This is a genomic window from Streptomyces sp. NL15-2K, assembly GCF_030551255.1.
In the GTDB taxonomy this organism is placed as follows: domain Bacteria; phylum Actinomycetota; class Actinomycetes; order Streptomycetales; family Streptomycetaceae; genus Streptomyces.
Window position 1 is genome coordinate 4825265 of sequence record NZ_CP130630.1, and the last position, 22391, is coordinate 4847655.

At 71.4% G+C, this 22391-nt stretch carries 21 protein-coding genes and 1 tRNA gene; 11 read left to right on the top strand and 11 right to left on the bottom strand.

From position 1 onward, the window contains the following. Window positions 1-2: 2 nt before the first annotated feature. Entirely contained in the window at window positions 3-656 is a 654-nt protein-coding gene (locus Q4V64_RS21405; RefSeq protein WP_124441517.1) for a MerR family transcriptional regulator, read from the top strand. Here the strand turns inward: Q4V64_RS21405 and Q4V64_RS21410 are convergent. Then, window positions 644-1447 (bottom strand): exodeoxyribonuclease III, encoded by an 804-nt coding sequence (locus Q4V64_RS21410; RefSeq protein ID WP_124441516.1) that lies wholly within the window; start codon window positions 1445-1447, stop codon window positions 644-646. The two genes, Q4V64_RS21405 and Q4V64_RS21410, sit on opposite strands and share 13 nt — an antisense overlap. A gap of 166 nt (window positions 1448-1613) precedes the next feature. Between Q4V64_RS21410 and Q4V64_RS21415 the strand changes: the two genes are divergently transcribed. Both Q4V64_RS21415 and Q4V64_RS21420 read left to right on the top strand, forming a co-directional pair. Then, complete coding sequence (locus tag Q4V64_RS21415) at window positions 1614-2030, top strand: pyridoxamine 5'-phosphate oxidase family protein (RefSeq protein WP_124441515.1); 417 nt, start codon at window positions 1614-1616, stop codon at window positions 2028-2030. 41 nt (window positions 2031-2071) lie between these two features. After that, window positions 2072-2548: a GNAT family N-acetyltransferase gene (locus Q4V64_RS21420; RefSeq protein WP_124441514.1), complete on the top strand. Its 477-nt coding sequence runs from the start codon at window positions 2072-2074 to the stop codon at window positions 2546-2548. Between the two features lie 4 nt (window positions 2549-2552). Here Q4V64_RS21420 and Q4V64_RS21425 read toward each other — a convergent pair whose 3' ends face one another. Beyond that, the gene (locus tag Q4V64_RS21425; protein ID WP_124441513.1) at window positions 2553-3212 is read right to left on the bottom strand and encodes a response regulator transcription factor; all 660 of its coding nucleotides are present in this window, start codon (window positions 3210-3212) and stop codon (window positions 2553-2555) included. After that, window positions 3185-4447, bottom strand: coding sequence for a sensor domain-containing protein (locus Q4V64_RS21430; protein WP_124441512.1), 1263 nt, complete (start codon window positions 4445-4447; stop codon window positions 3185-3187). Before Q4V64_RS21430 ends, Q4V64_RS21425 begins: the two co-directional genes overlap by 28 nt. Window positions 4448-4612: 165 nt before the next feature. Here Q4V64_RS21430 and Q4V64_RS21435 point away from each other — a divergent pair, with 165 nt between their 5' ends. After that, window positions 4613-5350, top strand: a complete 738-nt coding sequence (locus Q4V64_RS21435; RefSeq protein ID WP_124441511.1) for an ABC transporter ATP-binding protein — start codon at window positions 4613-4615, stop codon at window positions 5348-5350. Then, window positions 5344-7788 carry an FtsX-like permease family protein gene (locus tag Q4V64_RS21440; protein ID WP_124441510.1) on the top strand — a complete coding sequence of 815 codons (2445 nt, stop codon included), beginning with the start codon at window positions 5344-5346 and terminating at the stop codon, window positions 7786-7788. The genes Q4V64_RS21435 and Q4V64_RS21440 overlap by 7 nt, the downstream gene beginning before the upstream one ends. Before the next feature lie 66 nt (window positions 7789-7854). Here Q4V64_RS21440 and Q4V64_RS21445 read toward each other — a convergent pair. The 7 genes from Q4V64_RS21445 to galU all read right to left on the bottom strand — a co-directional run bounded on the left by Q4V64_RS21445 (window position 7855) and on the right by galU (window position 13427). Next, window positions 7855-7928: transfer RNA gene (locus Q4V64_RS21445), tRNA-Ala, on the bottom strand. A 91-nt stretch (window positions 7929-8019) separates the two neighbouring features. Beyond that, window positions 8020-9315 (bottom strand): gephyrin-like molybdotransferase receptor GlpR, encoded by a 1296-nt coding sequence (glpR, locus tag Q4V64_RS21450; RefSeq protein WP_124441509.1) that lies wholly within the window; start codon window positions 9313-9315, stop codon window positions 8020-8022. Window positions 9316-9488: 173 nt separating this feature from the next. Beyond that, window positions 9489-10094 carry a GNAT family protein gene (locus Q4V64_RS21455; protein WP_253267094.1) on the bottom strand — a complete coding sequence of 202 codons (606 nt, stop codon included), beginning with the start codon at window positions 10092-10094 and terminating at the stop codon, window positions 9489-9491. 59 nt (window positions 10095-10153) lie between these two features. Continuing rightward, the gene (locus tag Q4V64_RS21460) at window positions 10154-10660 is read right to left on the bottom strand and encodes a MogA/MoaB family molybdenum cofactor biosynthesis protein (protein WP_124441507.1); all 507 of its coding nucleotides are present in this window, start codon (window positions 10658-10660) and stop codon (window positions 10154-10156) included. Beyond that, a complete protein-coding gene (gene moaC / locus Q4V64_RS21465; protein WP_124441506.1) occupies window positions 10657-11136 on the bottom strand; it encodes a cyclic pyranopterin monophosphate synthase MoaC in 480 nt (159 codons plus the stop codon). The genes Q4V64_RS21460 and moaC overlap by 4 nt, the downstream gene beginning before the upstream one ends. A 61-nt stretch (window positions 11137-11197) precedes the next feature. Continuing rightward, window positions 11198-12520 carry a gephyrin-like molybdotransferase Glp gene (gene glp / locus Q4V64_RS21470; protein ID WP_124441505.1) on the bottom strand — a complete coding sequence of 441 codons (1323 nt, stop codon included), beginning with the start codon at window positions 12518-12520 and terminating at the stop codon, window positions 11198-11200. Between the two features lie 4 nt (window positions 12521-12524). Further along, window positions 12525-13427, bottom strand: a complete 903-nt coding sequence (gene galU, locus Q4V64_RS21475; RefSeq protein ID WP_124441504.1) for a UTP--glucose-1-phosphate uridylyltransferase GalU — start codon at window positions 13425-13427, stop codon at window positions 12525-12527. A gap of 92 nt (window positions 13428-13519) precedes the next feature. Here galU and Q4V64_RS21480 point away from each other — a divergent pair, with 92 nt between their 5' ends. Next, the gene (locus tag Q4V64_RS21480) at window positions 13520-14143 is read left to right on the top strand and encodes a 5-formyltetrahydrofolate cyclo-ligase (RefSeq protein ID WP_124441503.1); all 624 of its coding nucleotides are present in this window, start codon (window positions 13520-13522) and stop codon (window positions 14141-14143) included. Window positions 14144-14164: 21 nt separating this feature from the next. Here Q4V64_RS21480 and Q4V64_RS21485 read toward each other — a convergent pair whose 3' ends face one another. After that, entirely contained in the window at window positions 14165-16939 is a 2775-nt protein-coding gene (locus Q4V64_RS21485; protein ID WP_124441502.1) for a penicillin acylase family protein, read from the bottom strand. A 241-nt stretch (window positions 16940-17180) separates the two neighbouring features. On the opposite strand from Q4V64_RS21485, the gene Q4V64_RS21490 reads away from it, so the two are divergent. The 5 genes from Q4V64_RS21490 (at window position 17181) to Q4V64_RS21510 (ending at window position 22316) form a co-directional block, all read left to right on the top strand. Further along, a complete protein-coding gene (locus tag Q4V64_RS21490) occupies window positions 17181-18716 on the top strand; it encodes a potassium/proton antiporter (RefSeq protein ID WP_124441501.1) in 1536 nt (511 codons plus the stop codon). A 271-nt stretch (window positions 18717-18987) separates the two neighbouring features. Next, window positions 18988-20259 carry an MFS transporter gene (locus tag Q4V64_RS21495; protein WP_124441500.1) on the top strand — a complete coding sequence of 424 codons (1272 nt, stop codon included), beginning with the start codon at window positions 18988-18990 and terminating at the stop codon, window positions 20257-20259. 68 nt (window positions 20260-20327) lie between these two features. Beyond that, entirely contained in the window at window positions 20328-20687 is a 360-nt protein-coding gene (locus tag Q4V64_RS21500) for an FmdB family zinc ribbon protein (RefSeq protein WP_124441499.1), read from the top strand. 42 nt (window positions 20688-20729) lie between these two features. Next, a complete protein-coding gene (locus Q4V64_RS21505; RefSeq protein ID WP_124441498.1) occupies window positions 20730-21563 on the top strand; it encodes an S-methyl-5'-thioadenosine phosphorylase in 834 nt (277 codons plus the stop codon). 132 nt (window positions 21564-21695) lie between these two features. After that, on the top strand, window positions 21696-22316 hold the full coding sequence (locus tag Q4V64_RS21510) for a hypothetical protein (protein ID WP_172629301.1): 621 nt from the start codon (window positions 21696-21698) through the stop codon (window positions 22314-22316). Window positions 22317-22391: the final 75 nt, after the last annotated feature.

Consider the following 22391-nt stretch of genomic DNA (forward strand, 5'->3'; position numbering starts at 1 on the left):
GCGTGGCAGACAAGCGTGAATACCGTATGGAGGAGCTGGCCAGGGAAGCCGGGATCACAGTGCGCACCCTGCGCTTCTACCGCGAGCGCAAGCTGATCCGGCCACCGCGCCGCGAGGGCCGTATCGCCTGGTACGACGACAGCCACCTGGCCCGCCTGCGCACCATCTCCGCGCTCCTGGAACGCGGCCACACGCTGAACGGAATCGCCGAACTGGCGGAAGCCTTCGACCACGGCCGCAACGTCGGTGAACTCCTCGGCGTCGGCACCCCCACCGAGGAGGAGCCGGTCCGCCTCACCCCCGAGGAGCTCGCCGCCCGCTTCGAGGGCGAGGTCACCCCCGAGAACCTCGCCGCCGCCCTGGACCTCGGCTACCTCGCCATCGACGGCGACGAAATCGTCCACATCAGCCGCCGCCTCCTCGACGTCTCCTCGGCCCTGGTCCGCGAGGGCATCCCGCTGGCGGAGGTCCTGGCGGCGGGCGAACACGTCCGCGCACACGCCGACGCGCTGGCCGCCCTCTTCGCCGACCTGATCCTGCGCCACGGCCCCGAGGAGGACCTCCAGCGGCTACGGCCCCTGGCTCAGAGCGTGGTGGAGGCGGAACTTTCGCTGGCGCTGGACCGGCGGTTGCGGAAGCAGGATCAGAGGTCGTAGACGACGGTCACCGGAGCGTGGTCGGACCACCGCTCGGCGTGCGTCGCCGCCCGCTCCACGTAGCCCTTGACGGCCTTCGCCGCCAGACCCGGCGTCGAGACGTGGTAGTCGATGCGCCATCCGGTGCCTCGGTCAAAGGCCTGCCCCCTGTAAGACCACCAGGTGTACGGCCCCTCCACCTCCGGATGCAGCCCCCGCACGACATCGACGTAACCGCCCTCCGCCGCATCGAACACCCGCCCCATCCACTCCCGCTCCTCCGGCAGGAAACCGGAGTTCTTTTGGTTGCCGCGCCAGTTCTTCAGGTCGGCCTGCTGGTGGGCGATGTTCCAGTCGCCGCAGACGAGGACCTCGCGGCCGTCGGCGGCGGAGCGTTCGCGCAGTTCCTTGAGGTGGGCGAGGAACTCGGCCATGAAGCGGACCTTCTCGTCCTGCCGCTCGGTGCCGACCTCGCCGGAGGGCAGGTAGAGGGAGGCGACCGTGACGCCGGGCAGGTCGGCCTCGACGTAGCGGCCGCTGGTGTCGAACTCCGACGAGTCGAAGCCGACTTGGACGCGGTCGGGTTCGCGGCGGGTGTAGAGGGAGACGCCGGCGCGGCCCTTGGCGGCGGCGGGGGCGTGCATGACGTGCCAGCCGTCGGGCGTGCGGACGTGCTCGGGCAGTTGCTGCGGCTCGGCGCGCACCTCCTGGAGACAGAGCACATCGGCGGAGGTGCCGGCGAGCCACTCCACGAAGCCCTTCTTCGTGGCGGCGCGCAACCCGTTCACGTTTACCGAGGTCACTGTTAGCACAACGCTCCCCTTGTTCGATCGGGCAGCACGCTACCGGGCTTGGCTCACCTCCCACGGATCCGGCCCCCATACGGGATGCCTGGGCCTGTGGTCGTAGGCCGAAGGTCGGTGGTCAAGTGATCGGCGGCAGCGGAAGATCGAGGATGTGGAATCTTCTGGTTTTGATGTGGACGCTTTCCTGCAGCAGCCGCTCACTGCTCGCATAGCGACGAGCGGGCCGACGGTGCGTCCTGTCTGGTTCCTCTGGGAAGAGGGAGCCTTCTGGACTCTGACAGGACCATGGGCGCGGTTGTTCGACCGCGTGAAGGATGACCCGAGCGTCGCCCTCGTGGTGGATGAGTGCGATCTCGCGACAGGGCGTGTCCGGCAGGTGATCGCTCGAGGCCGGGCCGAGCTGGTGCCGTTCGATGTGGCGAGGGGGCGGCGGAAGCTGACCCGCTACTTGGGAGCCGACGAAGCTCTGTGGGACGCGCGCTTCGTACACTATCTGCACGACGATCCGGGCGAACGAGGCACCATGTGGTTGCGTTTGGTGCCCGCCTCACTCACCGCGCAGGATCTCAGTTACTCCGTGGCGCCGTGATGGCGCACTTCGTTTGTTTGGATTCATATACGGTAATCGGCATGGATATACGCCGCGTCTCCTTCGACCACCCCGACGCCGTCAAGCTCAACGACCAGGTCCAGGCCGAGTACCACGTCCGCTACGGCGACGGCGGCGATGCCACGCCCTTGGACCCGTCGGACTTCGATCCGCCGAACGGCGTGTATCTCATCGCGTACGACGAGAGCGACACCCCTGTCGCCACCGGCGGCTGGCGCGCCCAGGACGCCAACGACGAGGGCAACCTGGACGGGGACGCCGAGCTGAAGCGGATGTACGTCGTCGACGCGATGCGCGGCCGGGGCCTGGCCCGGCGGATGCTGACCGCCCTGGAGGAGGACGCCCGCTCGGCCGGCCGCAGACGCATGGTCCTGGAGACCGGCACCGAACAGCCGGAGGCCATCGCCCTGTACACCTCCAGCGGCTACGAGCCGTGCGGCAAGTTCGGCTATTACCGGTTCCACGAGAGCAGCCGGTGCTTCGCCAAACCACTCTGAGCGGTCAGCTTCTGAGGTAGGCGAGCACCGCCAGGACCCTGCGATGGATGTCGTCCGCCGGCGGCAGGTCCAGCTTGGTCAGGATGCTGCCGATGTGCTTGCCGACGGCCGCCTCGGACACAACCAGCGCCCGCGCGATCGCGCCGTTCGACTTCCCCTCCGCGATCAGCGCCAGCACCTCCCGCTCGCGCGGGGTGAGCCGCTCGAGCGGATCCCGGCGCCTGCGCAGCAGCTGTCGTACGACTTCGGGGTCGACGACCGTGCCGCCGGAGGCCACGTCCCTCAGGGCGTCCACGAACTGCTCCACCTGCCCCACCCGGTCCTTGAGCAGATAGCCGACGCCGGTGCCGTCCCCGGAGTCGAGCAGTTCGGCGGCGTACGCCCGCTGCACGTACTGGCTGAGGACCAGCACCGGCAGCCCGGGCCGCTCCTCGCGCAGCCGCACCGCCGCGTGGAGGCCCTCGTCCTGGAAGCCGGGCGGCATGCGGACGTCGGTGACGACGACGTCCGGCTCGTGCTCGGCGACGGCGGCGAGGAGCGCGTCCGCGTCACCGACGGCGGCCACGACCTCGTACCCGAAACGCGAGAGCAGCCCGATCAGGCCCTCGCGCAGCAGCACGCTGTCCTCGGCGAGGACTACTCGGACGGGGCTGTCGGCCGGCAAGGAATCTCCACACGCAGCAGGGTCGGTCCGCCCGGCGGGCTGGACAGGGAGAGTCTGCCATCGAGCACCGACACCCGGTCGGCGAGACCGGTCAGGCCGGTGCCGTCGGCGACTTGGGCACCCCCGCGTCCGTCGTCGCGGATGTGGAGGGTCAGCCGTCCGTCGTGGTAGCCCCCGCTGATGTCGGCCTGGCTCGCCCCGCTGTGCCTGGCCACGTTGGCGAGGGCCTCGCGGACCACGAAGTACGCGGCGGATTCGACGGGTTGGGGAAGGCGAACGGGCAGGTGCAGGTCCAGGTCGACGGGGACCGGGCTGCGGTCGGCGGCGTCGGCGACGGCGGCTTCGAGGCCGTAGTCGGTGAGGACCTTGGGGTGGATGCCGTGGATGAGTTCGCGCAGTTCCGCGAGGGCGTGCCCGGCCTCCTCGTGGGCCTTGGCGAGTTGGTCGGCGAGCGGGCCGGGCGGGGCGTCGAGGCGCGCGAGGCCGAGGGTCATCGTCAGGGCGACGAGCCGCTGTTGAGCGCCGTCGTGCAGATCGCGCTCGATGCGCCGCCGCTCCGTCTCGAAGGCGTCCACCAACCGCACCCGGGACCGCACGAGTTCGGTGACCCGTTCACTGTCCTTGAAGGTCAGCACGGCCCGCGTCAGCTCGGCCCGCGCCCCGGCCACGACGCCCAGGGCGTAGGCGCCGCCCGCCAGCAGGACCAGCCCGAGCGCGGCGACCCCGAACGCCCCCGGCCAGGTGTCGACGGTCCACAGCTTGACCACCTTCGCCTCGCCGTCGGCCGCGACCAGCGCGGGCACGGCGGCCATGGACAGCGGAACCCCGGCCGCGAAGGCGACGGCCAGCGCGTCGAGCGGCCACAGCACCAGCGCGAACAGCACCACGTACGCCAACTCCCGCCAGGTCGCCCCCTCCCGCAGCCGCGTCACCAGCCAGGCCCGCAGTCCCGGCCCGTCGGGCACCCGATGACCGTCGCCGGGCACCGGCCCGCCGGCCAGCCGCAGCCGTCGCCGCTCCACGGCGGCCACGGGGATCCCGGACAGCGCGGTCAGCACCAGCAGCGGCAGACCGAGGAGTACGACGGCCAGCACGCCGCCGACGACCACTCCGCCCAGGATCACGACGAGGACGACCGCGCCGAGGAGCGCCCCGCTCGTCAGATAGGCGACCGCCCGCCAGGGCCACCAAGACGCCAAGTACCCACGGCCGCTGAGGGCCTGCCACACGCTCATGGGGTCACCGTAGAAGTCGGGCGGGGGCGGGGCCATCGGCCTGGGCGGAGGGCCGGAGGTATGGCTGGGCCTACCCCAAGTCTCGGTTCTGCCGCACTGATTCAGGACGGGGTCGCGCGGTTGGGTGGACCCATCGACACCGAACCAGTGGGGGCAGGGGCACAGATGAGATCCAACGCGATCGAATTGCGCGCGGTGAGCAGGCAGTACGGGTCCGGCGGCGCCGGCGTGACCGCGCTGGACGGCGTCTCGCTCGCCTTTCCCACGGGCACGTTCACCGCCGTCATGGGCCCGTCCGGTTCGGGCAAGTCGACCTTGTTGCACTGCGCGGCCGGCCTGGACCGGCCCACCTCGGGTTCGGTGCGGCTCGGCGAGACGGAGCTGACGGCGCTGAGCGAGCGGCGGCTGACCCTGCTGCGCCGGGAGCGCGTCGGCTTCGTGTTCCAGGCGTTCAACCTGCTGCCGTCCCTGACCGCCGAGCAGAACGTCGCCCTGCCGCTGCGCCTGGCCGGCCGGCGTCCGCCGAAGGCCCGGGTCCGCGAGGTGCTGCACCAGGTCGGCCTGGGCGACCGGGGCCGCCACCGCCCCTCCCAGTTGTCCGGCGGCCAGCAGCAGCGCGTCGCCCTGGCCCGCGCGCTGATCACCTGTCCCGAGGTGCTGTTCGGTGACGAGCCGACGGGTGCGCTGGACCAGCAGACCGGGCGTGAGGTGCTGTCGCTGCTGCGGGGTCTGGTCGACACGGAGGGCGGCACGGTGGTGATGGTGACCCACGATCCGGTGGCCGCGTCGTATGCCGACCGGGTGGTGTTCCTGGTCGACGGGCGCGTGCACGGGGAACTGGGCGGGGCGTCGGCGGGCGAGATCGCGGCGCACATGACGGGGCTGGAGGCCGTGCCGTGCTGAGCATCGCCATCCGCACCCTGCGCGCCCGCTGGACCACCTTCACCGGCACCTTCGTGGCCCTCTCCCTCGGCGTCGCCCTGCTCACCGTCATGGGGCTGGCCCTGGCCTCCTCCCTCGACGCCCCCGAGCGGAGGCCGGAGCGGTTCGCGGCGGCGCCGGTCGTGGTGCGCGGGCAGGACACCCTGCGCGTGCCCACCCCGATCGGCGTCCGCACCGGGAAACTGGCGCACCCCCGCCCCGTCCCGCCCCGGACCGTCGCCGCGCTGCGTGCCCTCGGCCCGGTCGTCGAGGACCGCTCCTTCGCCGTACGGGCCACGGGCGGGCCCGCCGACCTGGTGGGCCACCCGTGGTCGACGGCCGCGTTCGCACCGTACGAACTGACGACGGGCCGGGCCCCTCAGCACGCCGGCGAGGTCGTGGCGACCGGCGGCTGGACGTCCGTGGGCGAGCGCCTGCACACGCCCACGGGCCCCGTCCGCGTGGTCGGGACGGTCCCCGACCTCGGCTTCGAGAGCGCCCTCTTCTACCCGGACGCGCAGGCGGCCCGGCTGTCGCCGACGAGCACCCAGCTGGTCGTGGACGCGGACGCGGCGGCGGTACGGCGGGCAGCCCCGGGCCTGACGGTCCTCACCGGCGACGCACGGCGGCTGGCGGACGCCGACCCGGACCGGGACCGGGAGGCGGTGACCGCGCTGAACGCGTTGTTCGGGACGGCCGGCGGGGTCGCCGGGTTCGTGTCCGTGTTCGTGGTCGCGTCCACCTTCGCCTTCGCGGTGGCACAGCGGCGCCGGGAGTTCGGCCTGCTGCGCACCGCGGGCGCCACCCCGGGCCAGGTCCGCCGGACGGTGGTCGCGGAGGCGCTGGTGATCGGCGTCCTCGCCTCGGCGGCGGGCTGCGCGCTCGGCGCGTACGCGGCCCCGCACCTGGCCGCACGGGTCGTGGCCGACGGTCTGGCACCCGCCTGGTTCACCATCGGCGACCACGTCTGGCCGTACCATCTGGCGTTCTGGACCGGCCTGTTGGTGGCGTTGAGCGGGGTGGTGGCCGCCTCTTGGCGGGCGGGCCGGACCGGGCCCGTGGAGGCCCTGCGGGAGGCGTCCGTAGACACGGGCACGATGACCTGGGGCCGTCTGCTGTGCGGTACGGCCCTGCTCCTCACCGCCGCCGTCACGCTGGCCCTGGCGCTGCTGACCGACCCGGGCGAGCTGCTGCACCGCAAGACGTACGTCAGCCGCCCGATGCTCCTGATCACCGCAGTCGCCCTGTTGTCGCCGCTCCTGGTGCGTCCCCTGACCCGGCTGATCACCTGGCTCCCGGCCCGGCTGCCCGCCGCCGGCATGCTGGTGCGCGCGAACACCGCCGCCGGCGTCCGCCGCACCGCCGCCGTCGCGGCCCCCGTCCTGGTCACGGTCGCCCTCACCGGCTCCCTGCTCGGCGCCACCGCCACCCTGAACGCGGCGAAGACGACAGAGCTACGGCAGCGCACCACCGCCGACTTCGTGGTGACCCCGGCGACCGGTGCGGGCCTGGACCCGGCGACGGTACGGCGGCTGCGCGCGGTGCCCGGCGCCGAGGTCTCCGTGAACGCGGCGAGCGCCGTCCATACCCTGGAGGACGGCGTCGCCCTGATCAGGTCCGAGGCCCGCGCGGCCGACCCGAGGACGCTCGCCGCGACCGTGGAGCTGCCCCTGCTCTCCGGCCGGATCACCGACCTCGACGACGACTCGATCGTCGTCAACGAGGAGTGGGCCCGGCATTCGGTGGGGCAGCGGGTCGAGGTCTGGCTCGGCGACGGCACGCCCAAGTCCCTGCGCATCGCCGCGGTCATGCCCACCGGCACCGGCGACAACGGCGTGTACGTCACCCCGGCCAACGCCCGGCACGCCCCCGTCGACCGGGTGGACGTCAAGGTGGCACCCGGCGCGGACGCGACGACAGTGGCGCAGGCCCTGCGCCGGGCGGTGCACGTCCCGGACGCCGAGGCACAGCTCCTCACCAGGGAGGAGTGGCTGCGAGCCACTTCCCCTCACCCCGACGGCACAACCCGCGTCGGCTTCTTCCTGGTCCTCGGCATAGCGCTCCTCTACACCGGCATCTCCCTCGCCAACACCCTCGTCATGGCGGCCTCCGACCGCATCCGGGACCTGGCGTCCCTACGGCTGGCCGGAGCCACCGGCGCCCAGATCCTGCGCCTGGTCACCGCGGAGGCCCTGACCACCGTGGCGGCCGGCGCGGCACTGGGCCTGCTGGTGGCCGCGCTCAACCTGCTCGGGATGTGGAGCGCGCTGGGCCTGCTGTCGGTGTGGACTCCGATCCGGCTCCCCTGGACGGCCCTGGGTACGGCGACGGCCGCCTGCGCACTCCTCGCGGTGGTCTCCGCACTGGTCCCGACGGCTCTCACCCTGCGCCGCCGCGGCCTGGAGAGGGCGGGCGCCTGACGGGGAGTCAGCCCCACGACACGTCAGAGCCCCGGTCGGCGATCCCGACCGGGGCTCTGAGCTGCGTGGACCTGTGGGGATTTGAACCCCAGACCCCCTCGATGCGAACGAGGTGCGCTACCAGACTGCGCCACAGGCCCTTGCAACGAGTGAAACTCTAGCATCCCCATCCGGGTGCTTGGAAATCCGTTCCCGGCTGGTCAGGGGCGGGCGTCACTGAGGTGCCACGGGTTACTCGTTGGCGGCCCGCGGCCGGTCCCCGTCCTCGTACTGGTCGAACAGCGGGGTGTGACCGCGTTCACGAGCGCGGCGGGCGGAGGCGGCGCGACGGGCGTCCGTGCGTCCGTCCGCCGCCGGTTTGTCATCCGCGCCGTCCATGCCGGACGGCGGCTCCTGCGCTCCCCCGTCCCGGGCGCCGTGCTGCGCCTCCTGCTCCGGCACGACGGCACTGGAGCGCGCCGAGCTCCACGCGTCCGGCGCCCCGAGATCCACGTCGGCGGTGGCGCGGGGGGCGACCGGCGCGGTCACGTACGTCGGCAGCGGCACCGGCACCGGGTCCCAGCTGTCGCCGTGGCCCGGCCGCTGCTGCCGCTCGCGCTGCTGGTCGACCCACTCCGCGTGGTCGGTCTGCTCGACGAGCGCGCGGCGGTCCGCGGCGAGCGCCGACATTCCGGGGTCCGTCTCCGGCTCGGGTCCCTCGTCCGGTTCGTCGGTGTCCACGCCCGCGTCGACGGAGCCGCGCCGACGCGGCTGGCGGGCGCGCTCGCGCAGTCGCTGCGCGGCGGCCTCGGCGCGGCGCCGGTCCATCTGGTAGGCGAAGCGTCGGCGTTCCTGGGAGCGCAGGTAGGCGATGTACGCACTGAGCAGCACCGCGGGCACGGCGGGCGCCCACAGGAACGCGAGCCCGCCGACCGCGGCGACGATCGTGCCGCAGGTGAAGGCGAGGAAGAGCATGACCGTGGTGCGCCGACGGCGCGCGAGGGCCTTCGTACGCCGGGCGCGCGCCGCGGCCGCCTCCGCGGCCGCCTCCGCCGCTGCCGTGCGCCGGGCGGGCGACATCGGGTTGTGCGCCGATGCGGCACCGGGCTCGTCGGAGGTGCCCGGGTCGAGGGGGCGTGCGGCCGCCTCTTCCCGCTCTTCCCGTCCACGCGGGGATTCCCGCGATTCGCGTACCGGCTCCCGGACCGGCTCGCACGCCTGTTCCGACCGTCCGGACGCCTGCGGTTGCACCGCCGCCTGCGCCTGAGGACGTGCCGGAGGCATGGCGAAGGCCCGGACGTCCACCGAATCGGTGACCGCGCCCGGGTCGTCGGCGCTGGACTCCTCCTCGTCGGTGGAGCGCGCCCGCAGGTCCTTGGCGTATCGGCGCTCCATCCCCGCCCTTCCGGACAGCAGCCGGATGGCGGTGCTGAAGCGTTCCGTCGGACGGGCCTCGTTCAGCTCGTCCTGCCTACGGAGCCACATCGGCACCAAGTAGGCGGCCCAGGCCCCGACAATGACTGCGTAGATGAGGCCGCTGCTGCTCACGCCTCACACGGTAGAGGGGTTTGCCTGAGGCCATCCGCCAATTGAGCCGGTGTGTCGCACGATCTGGCTGATATTTCGAGCTTTTTTTGTGACCGATGCGATCAGCAGGGTGCCCGATGTAGCGAATTCAATGCCCTGAGTTGGTCATCCGGCGATCAATTTCGAACGTTTATTCAATTCCTCGGCGGAGTGTTGCCGGGTGCGGAGGGCGCGCCCGGGGACGACGTGTTCTGGGAACGTGACCGGTGCCAACGTCTCAACAGCCCGTCCGGGACCTCTTCCGCGGTGAGCGCGAAGACGAGGTGGTCGCGCCAGGCTCCGTCGATGTGGAGATAGCGCGGCCTGAGCCCCTCCTGGCGGAATCCGAGTTTCTCCACGACCCGGCGGCTGGGCATGTTCTCGGGTCGAATGCATACCTCGATGCGGTGCAGACCCACGGTCCGGAAGCAGTGGTCCACCGCGAGGGCCACGGCCGTCGGCATCACGCCCCGTCCGGCCACCCCCTCGTCCACCCAGTAACCGACGTGGCCCGAGCACATCGAGCCCCAGGTGATTCCGGCGACCGTCAACTGCCCCACCAGCCGACCCTGGTACTCGATGACGAAGGGCAGCATCCGGCCCGCGTTCGCCTCGGACCGCAGATGCCGCACCATCTGGCGGTAGGTCGGCCGGTGCGCGATCGGCCCGCTGGGCGTGGGCGGCGGAATGGTCGCCTCCCAGGGCCGCAGCCAGTCCCGGTTGCGCCGGTTGACCTCGCGCCAGGCCCGCTGGTCGCGCATCTTTATCGGCCGGAGGACGACATCGCCGTCCGCCAGTACGACGGGCCAGGATGGGCTGTTCAGCTCGCACCCCCACTACTGCCGTCGGGTCTGGGGTGGTCACCGCCGCGGAGCTGGTCCACGGCGTGCGCCAACAGGGGCTCCAGGACGGCCAGTCCGTCCTTCACCCCGCCGCTGGAACCCGGCAGATTGACGATCAGCGTCCGCCCCGCCACTCCGGCCAGCCCTCGGGAGAGCGCCGCGGTCGGCACCTTCTCCCGGCCGAACGCCCGGATGGCCTCGGCGATGCCCGGCACCTCGTGGTCGATCACCCGGCGGGTCGCCTCGGGGGTGCGGTCGGTGGGCGAGATGCCGGTGCCGCCGGTGGTGACGACGACGTCGTATCCCGCGTCGACGGCGGCGCGCAGGGCGGCCTCCACGGGGTCTCCGTCGGGGACGACCTGCGGGCCCTCGACGGTGAACCCCATGCCCCCGAGGCCCTTGGCGATCAGCGGGCCGCCCTTGTCCTCGTAGACGCCGGCGGCGGCCCGGTTGGAGGCGGTGACGACAAGCGCGCGATACGTCATGCCCGACTCCAGTCGCCCGACTTGCCGCCCGTCTTCTCCTCGACCCGTACGTCCGTGATGACCGCTCCCTTGTCGACCGCCTTGACCATGTCGATCACGGTGAGCGCGGCGACGGAGACCGCGGTGAGGGCCTCCATCTCGACGCCCGTGCGGTCCGTCGTCTTCACCGTGGCCAGGATCTCCACGGCGTCGTCCGCGACCCGCAAGTCCAGTTTCACACCCGACACCGACAACGGGTGGCACAGCGGAATCAGGTCCGGGGTGCGTTTGGCGCCCATGATGCCCGCGATCCGCGCGGTGGCCAGGGCATCCCCCTTGGGGACTCCTTCACCGCGCAGGAGTTCGATCACGCGGGGCGAGACCAGGACGCGTCCGCTGGCGCGGGCGGTGCGCGCGGTCACGTCCTTGCCGGATACGTCGACCATGCGGGCGGCGCCCGCCTCGTCGATGTGGGTCAGTCGGTCCTGCGTACTCATGGTGGTGGTGCTCCCGGTCCGGGCCTGCTGTGCGCGACACGGTACCGCCAACCAGGAGTACTCAGCCGAGCAGGACCACCTCGACCTCGGCGCCGGGCTCCACGGATTCGACGTCCTCGGGGACGACGATCAGCGCGTCGGCGTGCGCGAGGGCGGCGACCAGGTGGGACCCGGCCCCGCCGACCGGGGTGACCGTGCCGTCAGTGTGCGTCGCGCGCAGGAACTGTCTGCGCCCCTTCGGCGAGGTCAGCGCCTTGTCGGCGGCCAGGGTCGCGGTCGTCCGCGGGCGGTGGACGTCCCTGAGGCCCATGAGGGTGCGGATGGCGGGGCGTACGAACAGCTCGAAGGAGACGTACGACGACACGGGGTTGCCCGGCAGTGCGAGCAGCGGTGTGTGGTCGGGGCCGATGGAGCCGAAGCCCTGGGGCTTGCCGGGCTGCATGGCGAGCTTGCGGAACTCGATGCCGCTGCCGGCCTCGTCCTCGTCGCCGACGTACGACAGCGCCTCCTTGACGACGTCGTACGCGCCGACGCTGACGCCGCCCGTGGTGACCATGAGGTCGGCGCGGACGAGCTGGTCCTCGATGGTGGACCTCAGGGTCTCGGCGTCGTCGGCGACGGCGCCCACCTTGTAGGCGATGGCGCCGGCGTCGCGGGCGGCGGCGGTGAGGGCGAAGCTGTTGGAGTCGTAGATCTGGCCGCTGCCGAGTTCCTCGCCGGGCTGGACGAGCTCGCTGCCGGTGGACATGACGACCACGCGCGGGCGCGGGCGTACGCGTACGGTGCCGCGGCCGATCGCGGCGAGCAGGGCGATCTGCGGCGGGCCGAGGACCTTACCGGCGGTGAGGGCGCGGTCGCCGGCCTTGACGTCGCTGCCCTTCGCGCGCACGTGCGCGCGGGCCTCGGCCGGCCGGTACACGTGCACATGTCCCTCTGCGCCCTCGGGAGCGAGGGTCCGGGCGCGCATCCCGGACACGGGGCCCTCGCCGAGGCCGCCGTCGGTCCACTCGACGGGGACGACGGTCTCGGCGCCGGGCGGCAGCGGGGCGCCCGTCATGATGCGGGCGGCCTGGCCGGGACCCACGTGAAGCAGGTCGGCCTGGCCCGCCGCGACGTCCCCGACGACGTCCAGGACGGCCGGGAACTCCTCGCTCGCGCCCGCGACGTCCGCGACCCGCACCGCGTACCCGTCCATGGAGCTGTTGTCGAACGGCGGCAGGGACACCGGCACCGTGACGTCGTCGACCAGGACGCAGCCCTGGGCGTCGAGCAGTTGCAGCTCGATGGGCTCGAGGGGGCGGACGGTCGCGAGGATGTCCTCCAGGTGCTCGTCCACCGACCACAGCTGGTCCTGGCCCGTGGTGCGGGGCGCGGCGCTGCTCAAATCTCTACATCTCCTCGGCTACGTAACTGCGAAGCCAGGTCCGGAAGTCCGGGCCCAGGTCTTCACGTTCGCATGCGAGTCTGACAATGGCACGCAGGTAGTCGCCGCGGTCGCCGGTGTCATAGCGGCGGCCCTTGAAGACGACGCCGTGCACCGGGCCGCCGAGCTTCTCGTCCGCCGCGAGCTGCTGGAGGGCGTCGGTGAGCTGGATCTCGCCGCCGCGGCCCGGCTCGGTCTTGCGCAGGATGTCGAAGATGTGGGGATCGAGGACGTAGCGGCCGATGACCGCGTAGTTCGACGGGGCGTCCGCCGCGGCGGGCTTCTCGACCAGGCCGCTCACCCTGACCACGTCGCTGTCCTCGGTCTCCTCGACGACGGCACAGCCGTAGAGGTGGATCTGCTCGGGCGCGACTTCCATGAGCGCGATGACGCTGCCCCCGTGCTGCTCCTGGACCTCGATCATCCGCTTGAGCAGCGCGTCGCGGGCGTCGATCAGGTCGTCGCCGAGCAGCACGGCGAAGGGCTCGTGGCCGACGTGCGGGGCGGCGCACAGCACGGCGTGGCCGAGGCCCTTGGGGTCGCCCTGGCGGACGTAGTGCATGGTCGCGAGGTCGCTGGACTCCTGCACCTTCGCGAGCCGGCTGGCGTCGCCCTTCTTCTGCAGGGCGGATTCCAGCTCGTAGTTGCGGTCGAAGTGGTCCTCCAGGGGGCGCTTGTTACGGCCCGTGATCATGAGAACGTCGTCCAGACCGGCGGACACGGCCTCCTCGACCACGTACTGGATCGCGGGCTTGTCGACGACCGGCAGCATCTCCTTGGGAGTGGCCTTGGTGGCCGGCAGGAACCGGGTGCCGAGACCTGCTGCGGGAATGACAGCCTTGCTGATCCGAGGGTGCGACTGAGTCATGGGCGCAACCTTATCCGGTGCGTTTGCAGGGATTCTGTCGCTCCGGTTAATTGGCTCTCATATGAGCGTATTGGAAGGGTACGGGACAACTCTTGAGTCACTTCGGACGTCTGGCCGAGCCTGACAAGCGCACGTTGCGGCGAGAGATCCTCGCGGCGAGGAACAGGTTGACGGCCGATGACGTGCGGGAAGCCGCCACCGCGCTGGCCGAGCGCGCCCTGGAGCTGCCCGAGGTGGCGGGGGCGCGCACGGTGGCGGCGTACGTCTCCGTGGGCGGCGAACCCGGCACACTCGCGCTGCTGGACGCCCTGCGCGAGCGGGGCGCGCGCGTCCTGCTCCCCGCGCTCCTGCCGGACAACGACCTGGACTGGGGCGCCTACACCGGCGAGGGCTCCCTCGCGCGCGTCCAACACCGCGGAAAGATCGCCCTCTTCGAACCGGTCGGGGAGCGCCTCGGCCCGGACGCCGTGACCGCCGCCGACGTCGTGCTGCTGCCCGGCCTGGCGGTCGACGCACGCGGCATGCGCCTGGGGCGCGGCGGGGGCTCGTACGACCGCGTCCTCACCCGTTTGGAGCAGGCGGGCGCACATCCCGCGCTGGTGATGCTGCTGTACGACTCCGAGGTCGTCGAGCGCCTGCCGACCGAGGCGCACGACCGGCCGGTGCACGCGGTGGTGACACCGTCGGCCGTACGCCGCTTCCGCCGCGGTTCCTGAGCCGCTCCCCGGCGGCTCGGCTCACGGCTTGAGCACCAGCGTGTCGCTCGTGCCGTCCTCGACCGCCTGGTCGGAGAAGGACCAGTCCAGCAGCTCGCCCTTGGCCCACTTGCCCGTCTGGTCGACGTAGTGGGCGCTGTAGGCGTGCCCGGAGGCTCCGGTGAGGTTGATCCACTTCGACTTGTCGAGGTCGCCGAGGTTGACCACCATCCGCATCGACGGCACCCAGACGACGTCGTAGCCGCCGGCGGCGTTCCAGCCGGTGGCGTTGACCGTCGCCTCGCCGCCGCTGAGCTTCCACGGGCCGCGGTTGAGCATGTACTGCATGAAGCCGGGACCGTCGGTGCCCAGGGTCTGGTTCTTCAGGAACAGGCGGTGCAGCCGGCCCCAGCTCCAGGTGTCGATGTCCTTGCCGAGCTTGGCGGTCAGCTCCCAGCGGGCGTCGATCATGGCGCGCTCGAACAGCTTGTCGCGGTTGTGGTCGGCGCCGGGGCGGTTGCGGTTGCTGGGCGTGGTCCACCAGTCGCTGTTCTCGTCGTCGATCAGCTTGCGCACCACCTCGAACCAGCGGTCGCCGCCGTCGGGCTGCGCCTGGTCGGGGTCGCGCTGGCCGCACTCGAGCACCTTGCCGGCCTCGTCCACGGGCCCGGTGGTGTTGACCGGGTCGACCCACAGGCACTGATCCTTGACGCGCAGTTCCTTGGGCAGCTTGTTGCCGAAGGCCAGCTTGAGGATGTTGCGCCAGACGGCGTTGAAGTAGGCGGCCGCCGCCGAGTCCGCGTCCTGGGTGTAGTCCCAGCCCTCGAGGAGCTCCTGCGCCGCCCGGACGTCGGGGTCGGCGAGGTTGATCTTCAGCAGCTTGGGCACGAGCAGCTTGGCGATCTCGCTGCTGTTGTCCGTCTGCATCTGACGCATGTCGTCGGTGGAGATCTTGCCGCCGTCCTTGATCTTCTGCTCGATCAGGTCGGTGATCCGCTGGCTGCGGGTGCCGTAGCCCCAGTCCGTGGTGAGCGTGTAGGGGTAGTCCGTCTTCTCCTTGTTGATCACGGCCTGGTTGGCGGTGACGATGTAGCCGCGCTGCGGGTTGTACTCGTAGGGCAGCGCGTCCTGCGGGATGTACCCGGTCCACTCGTACTTGGGGTCCCAGCCCGGCGCCGGGACGGAGCCGTCGTCGCCCTTCGCGCGCGTGGGGATCTTCCCGGGCAGCGTGTAGCCGATGTTGTCCTTGGTGTCGGCGTAGATCAGGTTCTGCGAGGGCACGTCGAACAGGGTCGCGGCCTCGCGGAAGTCGGTCCAGTCGGCCGCCTTGTCCATCGCGAAGACGGCGTCCATGGAGGTGCCCGGATCCAGCGCGGTCCAGCGCAGCGCGATGCCGTAGCCGTCGCCCCGGTCGGGGGCCGCGGCGTCGACGGCGGCCTTCCTGCCGACCTTCACGAGCTCGTCGTCGCGGTCGGACAGCAGTGGTCCGTTGTTCGTCTCGCGGACGACGATCTTCTTGGACGCGCCGCCGGCGACCTTGATGGTCTCCTCGCGCCGCTTGAAGGCCTTGACCTTGCCGTCGTAGAGGTAGCCGTCGCCGGAGAGCTTCTCCAGGTAGAGGTCGGTGACGTCGACGCCGGAGTTGGTCATGCCCCAGGCGATGTTCTGGTTGTGGCCGATGACCACGCCGGGCATGCCCGCGAAGGTGTAGCCGCTGACGTCGTACTGGCACTTGCTGGAGACGGTGCGGCAGTGCAGGCCCATCTGGTACCAGACGGATGGCAGCGAGGGCGACAGGTGCGGGTCGTTGGCCAGCAGGGGTTTGCCGGTGATCGTGTACTTCCCGCGCACGACCCAGGCGTTCGAGCCGATGCCGTTGCCGTTCACGCCGACGGCCGTGGGGAGGTTGTCCAGGACGCCCTGGAGGCCGCTGAGCTGGCTCTGGAGGGCCGATCCGGCCGACGTCGAGGCCGACTGCGTACCCGTGCCCGTCCCGCTCGTGGAGGAGCCGCCGGCGGACGCGCCGCCGCTTCCCTCGAAGGTCCTGGTGAGCTCGTCGTACTGGCCCTGCTGGACGATCGTCTGGTTCCGGCTGTAGGGGTACTCCGGGTACAGGTCGGCGATCTGCTTGGGGCCGAGGCGGCTGGTCATCAGGGCGCGGTCGATCTCGTCCTGCATGTTGCCGCGCAGGTCCCAGGCCATCGCCTTCAGCCACGAGATCGAGTCGACCGGGGTCCACTTCTCGGGCTTGTAGTCGTTGCTGAAGCCCAGGGCCGCGTACTCCAGGGAGATCTGCTCGCCGTCCTTGCCCTTCAGGTAGGCGTTGACTCCCTTGGCGTACGCCTGGAGGTACTTCTTCGTGGCCGGCGACAGCTTGGTGTCGTACTCCTTCTTCGCGACCCGGTCCCAGCCCAGGGTGCGCAGGAACTCGTCGTTGTCGACCTGGCTCTTGCCGAACATCTCCGACAGGCGCCCGGAGGTCATGTGGCGGCGCACGTCCATCTCGTAGAACCGGTCCTGCGCCTGGACGTAGCCCTGCGCCATGAACAGGTCCTCGTCGGAGGAGGCGTAGATCTGCGGGATGCCGTAGCCGTCGCGCTTGACGTCGACGGGGCCCGACAGGCCCGCCAGCGTGAGTGAGCCCTTGGTCTGCGGGAAGGAGGCCCGGACGGTGCTGACGGACCAGTACCCCCCGTAGGCGACGCCTCCGACGAGGGCCAGCACCAGGACCAGGACGATCAAGCGGGCTTTGCGCCCCTTCTTCCTGCCGGACTTGCCGGGCTGCTGACCCGTAGAGGCGGTGGTGTCGGTGGGCATCGCTGTCCTTGCTGTCCTAACGCGAGCGGCAGGCGGGCCGTGCTTTTGACTGAGCGCTGGAGCAACCATAGGCGCAGGGCCTGTGCCCACTTGACGCGGAGTCGGGAACCAGCACGGACGGACGTTCGATCATGCACCGCGAAGCGTCAAGAAATCGTCAAGAGTTAGGTAAGGTAACGAAGTACTTGGGTGCGAAGCGTCACGGCTTCGTGTCCTATGTACGTGAGCCCACGCGCGCGTGATGCGCGTCGGCCAGGGAAGGGAACGGCCGCTGACTGTCCACGACCTCAACCAGCTCCTGCTCGTCTGCTCGCTCGTCCTGCTCGTCGCCGTGGCAGCGGTCCGGATCTCCTCGCGCAGCGGGCTCCCCAGCCTGCTCGTATACCTGGGGATCGGCGTCGCCATGGGCCAGGACGGCATCGGCGACATCCACTTCAACAACGCCGAACTGACCCAGGTCATCGGATACGCGGCCCTGGTCGTGATCCTGGCCGAGGGCGGTCTGGGCACGAAGTGGAAGGAGGTCAAACCGGCCCTGCCGGCCGCCACGGCGCTGGCGCTGGCCGGGGTCGCGGTGAGTGTCGGGGTCACGGCGACGGCCTCTCACTACCTGATCGGGCTGGAGTGGCGCCAGGCGCTCATCATCGGGGCCGTGGTCTCCTCCACGGACGCCGCGGCCGTCTTCTCCGTCCTGCGGAAGATCCCCCTGCCCGCGCGCGTGACGGGCACCCTGGAGGCCGAGTCCGGCTTCAACGACGCCCCCGTGGTCATCCTGGTGGTCTCCTTCTCGATGGCGGGCCCGATCGAGCACTGGTACGTGCTGCTCGGCGAGATAGCCCTGGAGCTGGCCATCGGCGCCGCCATCGGCATCGCGGTGGGCTGGCTGGGCTCCTGGGGGCTCCGGCACGTGGCCCTGCCCGCCTCCGGCCTCTACCCGATCGCCGTCATGGCCATCGCCGTCACCGCGTACGCGGCGGGCGCGCAGGCACACGGCAGCGGCTTCCTCGCCGTCTACCTCGCCTCGATGGTGATGGGCAACGCCAAGCTGCCGCACTGGCCCGCCACCCGCGGGTTCGCCGACGGGGTCGGCTGGATCGCCCAGATCGGCATGTTCGTCCTGCTCGGGCTGCTGGTCACCCCGCACGAACTGGGCGACGACATCGTGCCCGCCCTCCTCATCGGGCTGGTGCTGACCATGGTGGCCCGCCCGCTGAGCGTCGTGCTGTGCCTGACACCGTTCCGGGTGTCGTGGCAGGAGCAGGCCCTGATGTCCTGGGCCGGGCTGCGCGGCGCCGTCCCCATCATCCTGGCGACCATCCCCATGGTGGAGGGCGTCGAGGCCAGCCGCCGGATCTTCAACATGGTCTTCGTCCTGGTCGTCGTCTACACCCTGGTCCAGGGGCCCACCCTGCCGTGGCTCGCCCGCAAGCTGCGCCTGGGCGACGGATCGGAGGCCGCCGACCTCGGCATCGAGTCGGCACCCCTGGAGCGGCTGCGCGGGCACCTGCTGTCCGTCCCGATCCCCGAGGGGTCGAGGATGCACGGCGTCGAGATCAACGAGCTGCGGTTGCCGGCCGGGGCCGCCGTCACCCTGGTCGTACGCGAGGGAAAGTCGTTCGTCCCGCTGCCCACGACGGTGCTGCGACGCGGCGACGAACTGCTCGTGGTCGCCACGGACCCCGTACGCGACGCGGCGGAGCGACGGCTGCGCGCGGTGGGACGCGGCGGCAAGCTGGCCGGATGGCTGGGGACGAACGGCGACGACACGGGTCGTTGAGGGCGCGTTTCGTACGGTTCACCCGCCCCGCAATCGCAGGTGGACGGGAGGATGGTGCTCCGTTTCACAGGCGTATCAGGTGTGATCCCTGTATGGTGAAGGCGCATTCCGATCGAACCACCTCTGCCTGACGCAGTGCTGGCGCGACCGTACGGCGGCCGGGACGCCCCGCAGTGGGCGCCGGTATCCACCGCAGTCCGCGCAAGAGGACAGCTCTCGGCGCCCGAGCCCTACAGGGGCCGCGCTACCAGGCGGCAGAAAGGCACGGGCCGTGGCATCCACGGTCACCTCCCGCCCCGGATACGGGCAGCTGCTGCGCACCCGCGGCGCCTGGACGTTCCTGCTCCCCGGCTTCGCGGCACGTCAGCCCTTCGCCATGCTCACCGTCTCCATCGTGCTGCTCGTCCAGCACACCACCGGCTCGTACGGTGTGGCGGGCGCCGCCGCTGCCGTCACCGGCGTCTCCATGGCGCTGTTCGCGCCCTACAGCGGGCGGCTCGCCGACCGTCACGGGCAGCGGACCGTGCTGATTCCGGGCGTGCTCGTGCACGCCCTGTCCGTTCTGACCCTGACGGCGCTCGCACTGGCGGACGCACCTCTGTGGGCCCTGCTCGCGGCGGCCCTCCCCACAGGGGCCTCGATACCGCAGATCGGGCCCATGGTGCGCGCCCGTTGGGCCGTGAAGCTCCAGGACTCGCCCCTGCTGCCCACCGCGGCGGCCTTCGAGTCCGTCACCGACGAGCTGACCTTCGTGGTCGGCCCGCTGCTCGCCACCGCCCTGTGCACGGCGGTGGACCCGGCCGCGGGGCTGGTGACGGAGGCGTCACTGACGCTGCTGGGCGGCCTGCTGTTCGCCGCACAGAGGAGCACCCAGCCCTCGGTCCCCGGCGGGACGGGCGAGGGGCACGCGCGCGTGGAGCGCGCTTCCGCTCTACGCGTCCCCGGGGTGCGCGTCCTGATCGTGGCCTTCCTCGGCATCGGTTCCGTCTTCGGCGGCATGCAGGTCTCGCTGGCCGCGTTCACCGAGTCCATCGGCGAGCCCGGCCTGAACGGCGTCCTGTACGGCACCTTCGCCGCGGGCAACATGCTCTCCGGCCTGGTCTGCGGAGCCATCGCCTGGAAGACCGCCCCGCAGCAGCGCCTGGTCGTCGGATACGCCGCCCTCGCGCTCACCGCCTCCGGCCTGCTGGCCGCCCACTCGGTGCTCGTCCTGGCCGGCCTCGGCCTGCTCGTCGGCATGTCCATCGCACCCACCTTGATCACCGGCTACACCCTGGTCGAGAACCTGGTCCCGGCCGGCGCCCGCACCGAGGCCTTCACCTGGCTGACCGGCGCGGTCGCACTGGGCCAGGCGGCCGCCGTCACCGTCGCCGGGCAGCTGGAGGACCGCCTTCGGGACGGCGCCGGTTTCCTGGTGCCGATGGGCGGCACGCTGCTCGCCCTGGCGACACTGCTGGCCCTGCGTTCGCGGCTCGCGGCACGGCCCCGCGGCCGCACCGTCGCACGTGGCGTCGGTCACCGCGTGCCGGTGACAGTGGACTGATCCTCAGGAATACGTCACACTGGACCGTCGTTTAGCACTCATTGAGTGAGAGTGCCAGGAGGAAGACAGTGCCCACCTACCAGTACCAGTGCACCGCGTGCGGCGAGGGCCTCGAGGCGGTGCAGAAGTTCACCGACGACGCCCTCACGGAGTGCCCCAGCTGCTCCGGCCGCCTGAAGAAGGTGTTCTCCGCGGTCGGCATTGTCTTCAAGGGCTCGGGCTTCTACCGCAACGACAGCCGTAGCTCCTCGTCGAGCAGCTCGCCGTCGTCGTCCGGGAAGTCGTCGACGTCCTCGTCGTCGTCTTCGTCCTCCGAGTCTTCGTCGTCTTCGTCGTCTTCTTCATCTTCTTCTTCGTCGGGGTCCTCGTCGTCGGACTCGAAGCCGTCGAGCACGGGTACCTCGTCCAGCAGCAGCTCCGCCGCGTAGGCGACGTCTCACCGGTTCTCGGCTGCGGATAATGTGCTGGGCATGGCGAACGCAGAGATCGGCGTAATCGGCGGCTCCGGCTTCTACTCGTTCCTCGACGACGTGACCGAGATCCAGGTGGAGACCCCCTACGGGCCTCCCAGCGACTCCCTCTTCCTCGGCGAGGTCGCCGGCCGACGGGTCGCCTTCCTGCCCCGGCACGGACGCGGCCACCATCTGCCGCCGCACCGGATCAACTACCGGGCCAATCTGTGGGCGCTGCGCTCGGTCGGCGTGCGTCAGGTCCTCGGCCCCTGCGCGGTGGGCGGTCTGCGCCCCGAGTACGGGCCGGGCACGCTGCTCGTGCCGGACCAGCTGGTCGACCGTACGAAGTCCCGGGCCGGGACGTACTTCGACGGGCTGCCGCTGCCGGACGGCACGGTGCCGAACGTCGTGCACGTGTCCCTGGCCGACCCCTACTGCTCGGCCGGACGGGCGGCGGCCTTGAAGGCGGCCCGCGGGCGGGACTGGGAGGCGGTGGACGGCGGCACGCTGGTCGTGATCGAGGGGCCGCGCTTCTCGACCCGTGCCGAATCGTTGTGGCACCAGGCGCAGGGGTGGTCCGTGGTGGGCATGACCGGGCACCCCGAGGCGGCCCTGGCCCGGGAGCTGGAGCTCTGCTATACGTCGATGACCCTGGTCACCGACCTCGACGCCGGCGCCGAGACCGGTGAGGGCGTCTCCCACGACGAGGTACTGCGGGTGTTCGCGGCCAACGTGGACCGGCTGCGGGGCGTGCTGTTCGACGCGGTGGCGGCGCTGCCGTCGGCGGAGGAGCGGGACTGCCTGTGCACGAACGCGCTGGGCGGGATGGACCCGGGGTTCGCGCTGCCGTAGCTCGCGGAACTTCCCGTTCGGGTGAGGGAGTTGTCCACAACCGGCCAGTAGCCCACCGGCGTCAGCGGGAATCGGCGCGAAGCCTCATCGTGGCAATCGCAAGCCGATTCCTCGTCGCAGGTGGTGGTCCACGTGTCCTTCGCTCCCTCTCCGAATCCGTCCTCCTATCCGTCTCCGTCTCCGTCCTCCTATCCGTCCTCCTATCCGTCCTCCCATCGCTCTTCCTCTTCCTCTTCCTCTCCCCTTCCTCCGCGCCCGCTCGGCACGGACGCTCCCCCGACGTGCGAGGTGCCGCACTTCGCTCCCGTGCGGGTACGCGGCGGGCGGTATCAGCTGCAACGGCTCGTGCGGCACCGAAGGCTGGCCCTGGCGGCCGGGCTGGCCGTCACCGCCGCCGCGCTCGTGGCGGCGGGGCCGCAGGACGGGGAACGGACGCGCGGTCACCCCGTGGCCAACCCCGTGCGGGAACGGCGTGCCGTCCAGCTCGTGACGGCGCCGGTGCGGATCGCCGACGGCGCCACGGTCCGGCTGCTGCGGCCGGGCGACCGGGTGGACGTCATCGCCGCCGAGGAGACCGCCACGGGCGGTGACGCCCGAGTGGTCGCGCGCGGGGCGCGGGTGACGAAAGTGCCGGAGCCGCTGGACGGTGCCACGGAGAGCGGGGCGCTGGTAGTGCTCTCGGTGCCGCGCGCCACCGCTGCGCACCTCGCCGGCGCGAGCGCGACGGCACGGCTGGCGGTGACGCTGTGCTGAGCCCAGTGCCACCCGAATGGACGGGGCTGCCTCACCCTGGCGTAGGTTGCGGAGCTGTTTGTTCCACACCCTGTG

Excerpts from the sequence above, each read along its gene's own strand:
- Q4V64_RS21420 (WP_124441514.1), top strand. The coding sequence starts at position 2,072 with ATGGATATACGCCGCGTCTCCTTCGACCACCCCGACGCCGTCAAGCTC.
- Q4V64_RS21430 (WP_124441512.1), bottom strand. The coding sequence starts at position 4,447 with ATGAGCGTGTGGCAGGCCCTCAGCGGCCGTGGGTACTTGGCGTCTTGG.
- Q4V64_RS21435 (WP_124441511.1), top strand. The coding sequence starts at position 4,613 with ATGAGATCCAACGCGATCGAATTGCGCGCGGTGAGCAGGCAGTACGGG.
- Q4V64_RS21455 (WP_253267094.1), bottom strand. The coding sequence starts at position 10,094 with ATGCGCGACCAGCGGGCCTGGCGCGAGGTCAACCGGCGCAACCGGGAC.
- Q4V64_RS21460 (WP_124441507.1), bottom strand. The coding sequence starts at position 10,660 with ATGACGTATCGCGCGCTTGTCGTCACCGCCTCCAACCGGGCCGCCGCC.
- moaC (WP_124441506.1), bottom strand. The coding sequence starts at position 11,136 with ATGAGTACGCAGGACCGACTGACCCACATCGACGAGGCGGGCGCCGCC.
- galU (WP_124441504.1), bottom strand. The coding sequence starts at position 13,427 with ATGACTCAGTCGCACCCTCGGATCAGCAAGGCTGTCATTCCCGCAGCA.
- Q4V64_RS21485 (WP_124441502.1), bottom strand. The coding sequence starts at position 16,939 with ATGCCCACCGACACCACCGCCTCTACGGGTCAGCAGCCCGGCAAGTCC.
- Q4V64_RS21490 (WP_124441501.1), top strand. The coding sequence starts at position 17,181 with ATGCGCGTCGGCCAGGGAAGGGAACGGCCGCTGACTGTCCACGACCTC.
- Q4V64_RS21505 (WP_124441498.1), top strand. The coding sequence starts at position 20,730 with ATGGCGAACGCAGAGATCGGCGTAATCGGCGGCTCCGGCTTCTACTCG.